Origin of the sequence: Mycolicibacterium arseniciresistens (assembly GCF_030519285.1) — a bacterium.
Classification (GTDB): Bacteria; Actinomycetota; Actinomycetes; order Mycobacteriales; family Mycobacteriaceae; genus Mycobacterium; species Mycobacterium arseniciresistens.
Genome location: NZ_JAUMSQ010000330.1, coordinates 1 through 8,799 on the forward strand (window position 1 = coordinate 1; position 8,799 = coordinate 8,799).

The window sequence follows — 8,799 nt, forward strand, 5'->3', positions numbered from 1 at the left end:
CGCGCACACGCCGAGGCGCTGCACGGCGCCGGCTCCACCGTGCTGGTCCAGCCGTACGACGCCCGGATCGAACGCGGCGAGACGGCGCTGGTGTTCCTCGGTGGACGCGCGTCGCACGCCTTCACCAAGGCGCCGCTGCTGCCCGCCGCCCGGCCACCGGTGCTCGACGAGACGGGCACCTTCGCCGAGGAGTCCCTGGCGCCGGCCGACCCCGACCACGAGCTCTGGGACGTCGGATACGCCGCGCTGGCAGCCGCCGCGGCCGAACTGGACGTAGCGCCGGGGGATTTCCTCTACGCCCGCGCCGACGTCATCGGCGGGATCGACGACCCACGGCTGCTGGAACTCGAACTGGTGGAGCCGTCACTGGGTTGGCGGCAGCTGGACCCCGACACCAGGGACCGCCGTCAGCGCGATTTCGTCGTCGGCGTCGAGGCCGCCCTCGACCGGTTCGGGCTGGGTCCGCTGTCGCATCGACGCCCATAGCGCGGCGGTGGCCGCCGTGCACGCCGCGGCGCCGGCGACGTGCACCGCCACCAGTGCGGCGGGGATGTCGAGCGCGTACTGGACCCGGCCGACCAGTGCCTGCGCGGCGACGAGGGCCAGCAGCACGGCGAGGCGCCGCATCACGCGGCGGGGCGCCGCGACCGCGCGCAGGCCGAAGACCAGCGCCACCAGCAGCGACAGGTAGGCCACCAGCAGCGTCGCGTGCGCCAGCACCAGGGTGACGATCTCGACCTCGAGGCGCGGCACCGGCGCGTCGATGCTCTTGTCCCCGGCGTGCGGACCCGCACCGGTCACCAGGGTGCCGGTCACGAGGACCGCGGCCAGCGCCACCCCGCTCAGCAACGTCAACTGCCGCAACGGCTTCGGCACCGTGCGCTCGACCACCCCGTCGTCGGGCTCGCCGATCTTCACGTAGAGCAGCACCGCCACCCACACCATCGTCATCGAGGCCAGCAGGTGGATGGCGACGGTCCACCACAGCAGGCCGGTCAGCACGGTGATGCCGCCGATCACCGCCTGCACGACGGTCGACGCCGGCATCAGCCAGGCGTAGACGAGGACCTCGCGGCGCCGCCGGGCCCGCACCACCGCGAGCACGGCCAGCGCGGCGGTGAGCACGACCAGGAAGGTGATCAACCGGTTGCCGAACTCGACGGCCTGGTGGATGCCCGGGACCTCGGCATGCGGGACGGGAGTGAAGCTGCCGGGAAAGCACTGCGGCCAGGTGGGGCAACCCAGGCCCGACGCGGTGACCCGCACGATCGCGCCGGTGACCGCGATGCCGCCCTGGGTCAGGATCACCGCGACGGCGATCGCCCGCTGCACGCCGAGGCTCGGCATCGGGAGCCGGTCGACCAGGCCGACGAACAGGCCGCTGAACACGCGTCGCACGCCCCGATCGTAGGCGATGGCCAACTACATTCCGTAGTAGGGCGTCACGATGCGACCGCTCGGGGTGCGACGAACGGCACCAGGACCTCGTCGACGAGCTGCACCACGAGGTCGTCGGTGATCGGGTCGCCGGTGATCAGCAGGCGGTGCCACAACACGCTCTGGCCGAGTTCGCGGGCGAGTTCGACCGGCACGTCGGGCCGCACGTCGCCGCGCTCGACGCCGCGCCGCAGCAGTGCGGCCATCTCCGCTTTGCGCCAGCCGATGACGTCGCGCTGCAACGTGTCGGCGAGCACCGGGTCGTGTGCGGCCGCGGCGACGGCGGCACGCAGCACGGCGGCGTCGGGTCCGGTGAACAGGGCGGCCCAGCCGCCCAGCACGGCGAGCATGTCGGTGCGGTAGCTGCCGGTGTCGTGGTGCGGTATCGCCGTGGTCGCCAGGTTCACCAGGGTGTCGCGGATCAGTGCCGCTGCGTCCGGCCACCGCCGGTACAGCACCGGCTTGCTCGTCTTCGCCTCCGCGGCGACCGCCTCCATGGTGACGCCCGCCGGGCCGTGGTCGGCCAGCAGCCTCAACGCCGCCGATCGGATCGCCGCGTCCAGCTCTTCACCGTGCCGCCGTCGCATACCGCCTCCTCCGAGAAACGCTTGCGTATCTTAGCCTGCCCACCTACGCTGGTCTAAGAAACGCTACCGTATCTTGGAGGTGGGAATGTCACGCGCCACAGCCGTACCGAAGCCCCGTCCGGTGCTCTATCCCCTGCGGACCGTCGACACCGCGACGGTGCGGTACTCCGCACTGCCGAACCACCGGCGCCGGATCACCATCGACCACCGGCCGCTTGCGGGGATCACGCCCGCGATGCTGTTGGACTGGTTCCGAAATCTGGGCGGCACCATGTCCTACGGCGGCCGGGTCATCGACCGCTATCTCGCCTGGCACCCGATCGACCACGTCCGGTGGGAACTCGCACGTCCGGCCCCTACCGGGGGCGCAGGCGAAGGCGCGCGGTTCCACATGGTCGAGGCCTTCGGCGGCCGGCCCGAGTATCTGGTGGACGAGGTCGCCCGCGTCGAGAAGCTCGACGAGACCGGGATCCGCCTGGTCCTGCGGGTGGCAGGCGTCATCGTCTTCCAGCTCGAGCACACCTGGTCGGCCGGCGCCGACGGCGCGCACTACGTGACCGTCATGGACCTCGGCACCCGCAGACTCTCGCCGGTCAACCGCATCGTGAGCGGCCACTTCCCCGAAGACAAGACCCGCGCGTGGGTGAAGCACAACATCGAAGAGGTCGGACAGCTCGAGTTCCTGCTGCCCGAGCTCGCGCGGTCAGGTGAAGCGGAACCAGCGCAGCGCGCATAGCCCGGCCACCGCGCCCCACACGGCGAGCACGGCGAGGCCGAACCAGTCCACCGACAACGTCATCGCCTGAGTCAGCGACTCGGTCAACGCGCCGGATGGCGTCAGCCGCGCTGCCCACGCCAAGGCGCCCGGCACCGTCTGACCCTCCAGCGTCAGGGCGCCGAAACCGGCGAAGACGAACCACAGCAGGTTGGCCACCGCCAGCACGATCTCGGCGCGCAGGGTCCCACCGAGCAGCAGGCCGAGCGCCGCGAAAACGGCGGTGCCCAGCGCGATGACCACCGCGCCGAGCGCCAGCCCGGCCAGCGCGGGGCGCCAGCCCAGCGCGATGCCGATGGCGCCGAGCACGATCGACTGCAGGAACACCACCGCCACCACCGCCAGTGACTTGCCGACGATGATGCCCCAGACCGGAAGTGCGGTGGCGCCCAAGCGTTTCAGCGCTCCGTAGCGGCGGTCGAACGCCACCGCGATGGCCTGTCCGGTGAACGCCGTCGAGATCACCGCCAGCGACATCACAGCGGGCACGAAGGCGGCGGCGCGGTCATCGCCGAACGACCCGAGCGGCAGCAGGATCAATCCGACCAGCAGCGTGATGGGGATGAACATGGTGAGCAGCAACTGCTCGCCGTTGCGCAGCAGCAGCTTCAATTCCAGGTTGAACTGCGCGGCCAGCATGGTCGGCACGGTGGCCGGCCGCGGGTCGGGGGAGAAGGTGCCCGGCGCGAAACGGTTGGTCACGCCCCTGTTTTCGCGCGTCATAGGATGTTCGCCCCCTGCCCTCCGGGCGGGAGGTGCCCCCGCGCGCAAGCGCTCGTCACGGCCGCAGCTCCCGTCCGGTCAGGTCGAGGAAGACGTCCTCGAGGCTGCGCTGCTCCACCCGCATGTCGGTCGCCAGCACGTCGAGCCGCGCGCACCACGCCGTCACGGTCGCCAGCACCTGCGGGTCGATGTGGCCCTCGACCAGGTACTCACCCGGTGCCGCCTCGATCGCCTGGTAGCCCTCCGGGAGGGCCGCGACGAGCAGCGCCAGGTCGAGCATCCGCGGGGCGCGGAACCTCAACTGGTTCTCGGCGCCGGTGCGCATCAGCTCCGCCGGCGTGCCGGTGGCGACCGCCACCCCGTGGTCGATGATCACCAGCCGGTCGGCCAGTTCCTCCGCCTCGGTCAGCTGATGGGTGGTCAGCACGACGGTGACCCCGTCGCGGCGCAGCCCGTCGATCAACTCCCACACCACGATTCGCGCATGCGCGTCCATCCCGGCGGTCGGCTCGTCGAGGAACACCAGCTCGGGGCGTCCCACCACGGCACACGCCAGCGCCAGACGCTGCTGTTGGCCGCCGGACAGCCTGCGGTAGGTGGTGCGCGCGACCTCGGTGAGCCCGAGCGTGTCCATCAGCCACTGCGGGTCGAGCGGATCCGCGGCGTACGCGGCCACCAGCGCGAGCATCTCGCCGGCCCGGGCCGCCGGATAGCCGCCGCCGCCCTGCAGCATGACGCCTATCCGCTCGCGCAGCCGGGCGTTGTCCGAGACGGGATCGAGGCCGAGGACCTCGATGGAGCCGGCGTCCGGCCGCAGGAAGCCCTCGCACATCTCGATGGTCGTGGTCTTGCCCGCGCCGTTGGGCCCGAGCAGCGCCAGCACCTCGGCGCGCTGCACGTCGAGGTCGAGTTCCGACACCGCCGTCGTCGACCCGTACCGCTTGGTCACCCCGCGCAGCAGGACGGGAACAGCGGATCCGGACGTCACGGGGATTCAGCGTATGCGTCGCTGCTCGATGGTTGCGGCCGTGGTGGCGGTGACGGCTTCGCGACGGGCGGTTCGTCCGCCCTCGGTTCGGTGTCCGGGCCGTCGTCCGCGTCGGGGTCGGGGACCGGCCGCCACGGCAACCGGCGCCAGGTGAGCGCCATCAGCAGTGCGACGACGAGCGTGCTGGCCAGGGTGGCCATCACGATTTGGAACAGGGTGAACCGGTCCCCGTTGGCGGTGGGCCCGAAAATGCCGATGACCAGCGTGATCGCGATGGTCGATCCGCGGAAACCGGGGCGGGTGGCCCAAGCTGCCAGCGGGATGATCGCCCACAGCAGGTACCACGGCTGGACCACGGGGAACAGCAGCACCGTCGCACCGAGGGCGACACCCAGCCCACCCACGGGATGCAGCCGGCCCCGCAGCACCGCCAGCAGCAGCCAGGTGACCAGGATCGCGATGATGATCACACCGATGGCGCGGGTGAGTGCCAGCACCGCGGTGGTGTGGTCGCCGAGACCGAGCAGGATGCCGACCTGGCCGGTGCCCAACGCGATCAGCGTCGGCGGGGACATCCAGCTACGCACCACATTCGCGGTGCCCAGAGTGAACAGCCAGCCGAAACCCAGCCCGCTGGCCCAGCCGATCACCGCCATCACCACCACAGACAACGCGGTGAGAGAACCGCCGGCGATCACGAACGCCTTGACGGTGCCACCCCACCGGCAGGCCAGCGCCATCGCCACGAACCCGAGCGCCAGCAACGACGGCAGCTTGACCTGCGACGACATCGCGATCAGCACCGCTCCGACGATCAGCATGGCCAGCGGATGCCAGCGTCGCCAGTCGGCGCGGGTGACCGGCCTGCGCAGCGGCCGTGGCAGCAGTGGCTGCGCGGCGTCGATGCCGCGCAGCGCGAACTCGGTGCCCGCCAGCATCAGGCCGAGCATCAGCGCCTCGTTGTGGATGCCTGCCACCAGGTGCATGAACAGCAGCGGGTTGCACGGCCCCAGCCACAGCGCGCTGACCTCGGCGACGCCGCAGCGGCGGGCGAGCCTCGGGGTGGCCCAGACGATGAGGCCGACCCCGAGCAGGACGACGAGCCGGTGGAACAGCACCGCCCAGACGATGTTCTGGCCGGTCACGGTCGAGATGCCCTCGCCGATCCACAGGAACAGCGGTCCGTAGGGCGCCGGGGTCTCCCGCCACAGGTTGGGCACCGACAGCGTGAACACGTGGTCGAGCCCGAGCCCGGTGGCCGGGCCGACCTTGTACGGGTCGAGGCCGAGCCGCGATATCTCGCTCTGGGCCAGGTAGGAGTACACGTCGCGGCTGTACATCGGCGGCGCGAGCAGCAGCGGGAGGGCCCACAGCAGCAGCGTGCGGTCCACCTGGCCGCGCGACATGCGGCGGCTGCCGAGCGCGAACCGGCCGAGCATCAGCCAGGCCAGCGCCATCATCACCGCGCCGGTGGTGGTCATGGTCAGCGAGACGGTCTGGATCCGCGAGGGCAGGTTGAGCAGCCGGACACCGAAGGTGGGATCCTGGACCACGGGCCGCGCACCGGCGCCGAGCGCGCCGATCGCCATCAGCACCGTGCCGGTGGCCCCGAACAGCCGGGTCCGGCGCAGCGCCACCATCTCGGCGCCGTTGAGGGGGGAACCGGCGACCGGCTCGTCGCCGTGCCATCGGGCGATCGAGGAGCTGAACATCTGGAGGCGCCCGGCCAGTGGAGCCATCAGAGCAGACTAACGGTCGGGGGTGTGGTGGCTTTCACGCTCGCAGTAAGGGTCCCCTTGCTGGAAGCGGTCAGGGAATTCCGACACAATGGTGTTGTGGAATTCGACCGGGAGCGAGCTGCGGACATGACGCCTGCCGTCGTGCCGGCTTCGGACGGCCACACCCGCACCGCCATCATCCAGTTGCTGATGGAGGGGCCGATCACCGCCGGTCAGATCGGCGACCGGCTCGGCATCTCCGCGGCAGGCGTGCGCCGTCACCTCGACGCCCTCGTCGACGCCGGCGATGCGCAGGCCAGCGCCGCCGAGGCGTGGCAGCACTCGGGCCGCGGCCGGCCCGCCAAGCGCTACCGGCTGACCGCCGCAGGCCGGGCCAAGCTCGGCCACGCCTACGACGACCTCGCGGTCGCGGCGATCCGTCAGCTGCGCGAGATCGGCGGCGACGACGCCGTGCGCACCTTCGCCCGCCGCCGGATCGACACCATCCTGTCGGGAGTAACCGAGGGCCCCGATGGCGTTGAAGCCACTGCGGACCGGGTGGCCGCGGCGCTGACCCGGGCCGGCTACGCCACCACCACGACCACCACGCCGGCGGCCGGACCCGTCCACGGCGTGCAGATCTGCCAGCACCACTGTCCGGTCTCGCACGTCGCCGAGGAATTCCCGGAGCTGTGCCAGACCGAGCGTGAGGCGTTCGCCGAGATCCTGGGCACCCACGTACAGCGGCTGGCCACGATCGTCAACGGCGACTGCGCCTGCACCACCCACGTACCACTCACCAAGGAACTTCGGCACACAGCCCGCGCCGAAGCCGCCACCACAACCCAAGGAGCGTCGGCATGACCGCTACCCCCGAGACCTCGGTCGCCAAGGCCGAGCCGCTGACCCAGGACGAGACCATCGCCTCGCTCGGCAAGTACGGGTACGGCTGGTCGGACTCCGACGTCGCCGGTGCCAGCGCGCAGCGCGGGCTGTCCGAGGCCGTGGTGCGCGACATCTCGGCGAAGAAGAGCGAGCCGGAGTGGATGCTCGAGACCCGGCTGCGCGCCCTGCGCACCTTCGACAAGAAGCCGATGCCCAACTGGGGTTCCGACCTCGACGGCATCCACTTCGACAACATCAAGTACTTCGTGCGGTCCAGTGAGAAGCAGGCGGCGACCTGGGACGATCTGCCCGCCGACATCAAGAACACCTACGACAAGCTGGGCATCCCGGAGGCCGAGAAGCAGCGGCTGGTGTCCGGTGTCGCCGCGCAGTACGAGTCCGAGGTGGTCTACCACTCCATCCGTGAGGACCTCGAGGCCCAGGGCGTCATCTTCCTGGACACCGACACCGCCCTCAAGGAGCATCCCGAGCTGTTCAAGCAGTATTTCGGCACGGTGATCCCGGCCGGCGACAACAAGTTCTCGGCGCTCAACACCGCGGTGTGGTCGGGCGGGTCGTTCATCTACGTGCCGAAGGGTGTGCACGTCGACATCCCGCTGCAGGCGTACTTCCGGATCAACACCGAGAACATGGGCCAGTTCGAGCGGACGCTGATCATCGTCGACGAGGACGCCTACGTGCACTACGTGGAGGGCTGTACCGCGCCGATCTACAAGAGCGACTCGCTGCACTCGGCGGTCGTGGAGATCATCGTCAAGCCCGGCGGCCGGTGCCGCTACACCACCATCCAGAACTGGTCGAACAACGTCTACAACCTGGTCACCAAGCGGGCCAGGGCCGAGGCGGGCGCCACCATGGAGTGGGTCGACGGCAACATCGGCTCCAAGGTGACGATGAAGTACCCGGCCGTGTGGATGACCGGTGAGCACGCCAAGGGTGAGGTGCTCTCGGTGGCGTTCGCCGGCGAGGGTCAGCACCAGGACACCGGCGCCAAGATGCTGCACCTGGCCCCGCACACGTCGTCCAACATCGTGTCCAAGTCGGTCGCCCGCGGCGGCGGCCGGGCGTCCTACCGCGGCCTGGTCCAGGTCAACAAGGGCGCCTACGGTTCCCGCGCGAGCGTCAAGTGCGATGCGCTGCTCGTCGACACGATCAGCCGGTCGGACACCTACCCCTACGTCGACATCCGCGAGGACGACGTCACGATGGGTCACGAGGCCACGGTGTCCAAGGTCAGCGAGGACCAGTTGTTCTACCTGATGAGCCGCGGCCTCACCGAGGACGAGGCGATGGCGATGGTGGTGCGCGGGTTCGTCGAGCCGATCGCCAAGGAACTGCCGATGGAGTACGCGCTGGAGCTCAACCGGCTGATCGAGCTGCAGATGGAAGGCGCGGTCGGCTGATGGGGGCGAGCGAAGCGACGGGGAACAGGCAGTGACCGAGACCAACCTGACCACCGCAGTCGAGGGAGGCGCGAAGCCGGGTTCGGCCCTCGCAGGCGCCAACAAGGGCGAGCAGTTCGCCTCGTTCGACGTCGCCGCCTTCGAGGTGCCCGGCGGCCGCGACGAGCTGTGGCGGTTCACCCCGCTGCGGCGGCTGCGCGGGCTGCACGACGGCTCGGCGCCCGCGACCGGACGCGCCGCGATCGAGGTCACCGAGCGGCCC

At 70.6% G+C, this 8,799-nt stretch carries 8 protein-coding genes and 1 pseudogene; 4 read left to right on the forward strand and 5 right to left on the reverse strand.

Annotated elements, in window-relative coordinates:
* Positions 1-363 precede the first annotated feature (363 nt).
* On the reverse strand, positions 364-1,347 hold the full coding sequence (locus Q2100_RS27430) for a COX15/CtaA family protein (protein WP_328518142.1): 984 nt from the start codon (positions 1,345-1,347) through the stop codon (positions 364-366).
* A 95-nt stretch (positions 1,348-1,442) separates the two neighbouring features.
* Positions 1,443-2,024, reverse strand: a complete 582-nt coding sequence (locus Q2100_RS27435; RefSeq protein ID WP_302916588.1) for a TetR/AcrR family transcriptional regulator — start codon at positions 2,022-2,024, stop codon at positions 1,443-1,445.
* Positions 2,025-2,109: 85 nt separating this feature from the next.
* On the opposite strand from Q2100_RS27435, the gene Q2100_RS27440 reads away from it, so the two are divergent.
* Positions 2,110-2,760, forward strand: a complete 651-nt coding sequence (locus tag Q2100_RS27440) for a hypothetical protein (protein ID WP_302916589.1) — start codon at positions 2,110-2,112, stop codon at positions 2,758-2,760.
* Here Q2100_RS27440 and Q2100_RS27445 read toward each other — a convergent pair.
* From Q2100_RS27445 to mptB, 3 genes are all read right to left on the reverse strand, one after another.
* Positions 2,728-3,501 (reverse strand): ABC transporter permease, encoded by a 774-nt coding sequence (locus Q2100_RS27445; RefSeq protein WP_264013827.1) that lies wholly within the window; start codon positions 3,499-3,501, stop codon positions 2,728-2,730. The genes Q2100_RS27440 and Q2100_RS27445 overlap by 33 nt on opposite strands.
* A 76-nt stretch (positions 3,502-3,577) precedes the next feature.
* Entirely contained in the window at positions 3,578-4,510 is a 933-nt protein-coding gene (locus Q2100_RS27450; RefSeq protein WP_264013828.1) for an ABC transporter ATP-binding protein, read from the reverse strand.
* A complete protein-coding gene (gene mptB, locus Q2100_RS27455) occupies positions 4,507-6,249 on the reverse strand; it encodes a polyprenol phosphomannose-dependent alpha 1,6 mannosyltransferase MptB (RefSeq protein ID WP_264013829.1) in 1,743 nt (580 codons plus the stop codon). Before mptB ends, Q2100_RS27450 begins: the two co-directional genes overlap by 4 nt.
* Positions 6,250-6,273: 24 nt before the next feature.
* Between mptB and Q2100_RS27460 the strand changes: the two genes are divergently transcribed.
* The 3 genes and pseudogenes from Q2100_RS27460 to Q2100_RS27470 all read left to right on the forward strand — a co-directional run.
* Positions 6,274-7,092 (forward strand): helix-turn-helix transcriptional regulator, encoded by an 819-nt coding sequence (locus Q2100_RS27460; protein ID WP_407667702.1) that lies wholly within the window; start codon positions 6,274-6,276, stop codon positions 7,090-7,092.
* Positions 7,089-8,537 carry a Fe-S cluster assembly protein SufB gene (gene sufB / locus Q2100_RS27465; RefSeq protein WP_264013831.1) on the forward strand — a complete coding sequence of 483 codons (1,449 nt, stop codon included), beginning with the start codon at positions 7,089-7,091 and terminating at the stop codon, positions 8,535-8,537. Before Q2100_RS27460 ends, sufB begins: the two co-directional genes overlap by 4 nt.
* A 31-nt stretch (positions 8,538-8,568) precedes the next feature.
* Positions 8,569-8,799, forward strand: a pseudogene (locus Q2100_RS27470) (Fe-S cluster assembly protein SufD); the annotation flags it as partial.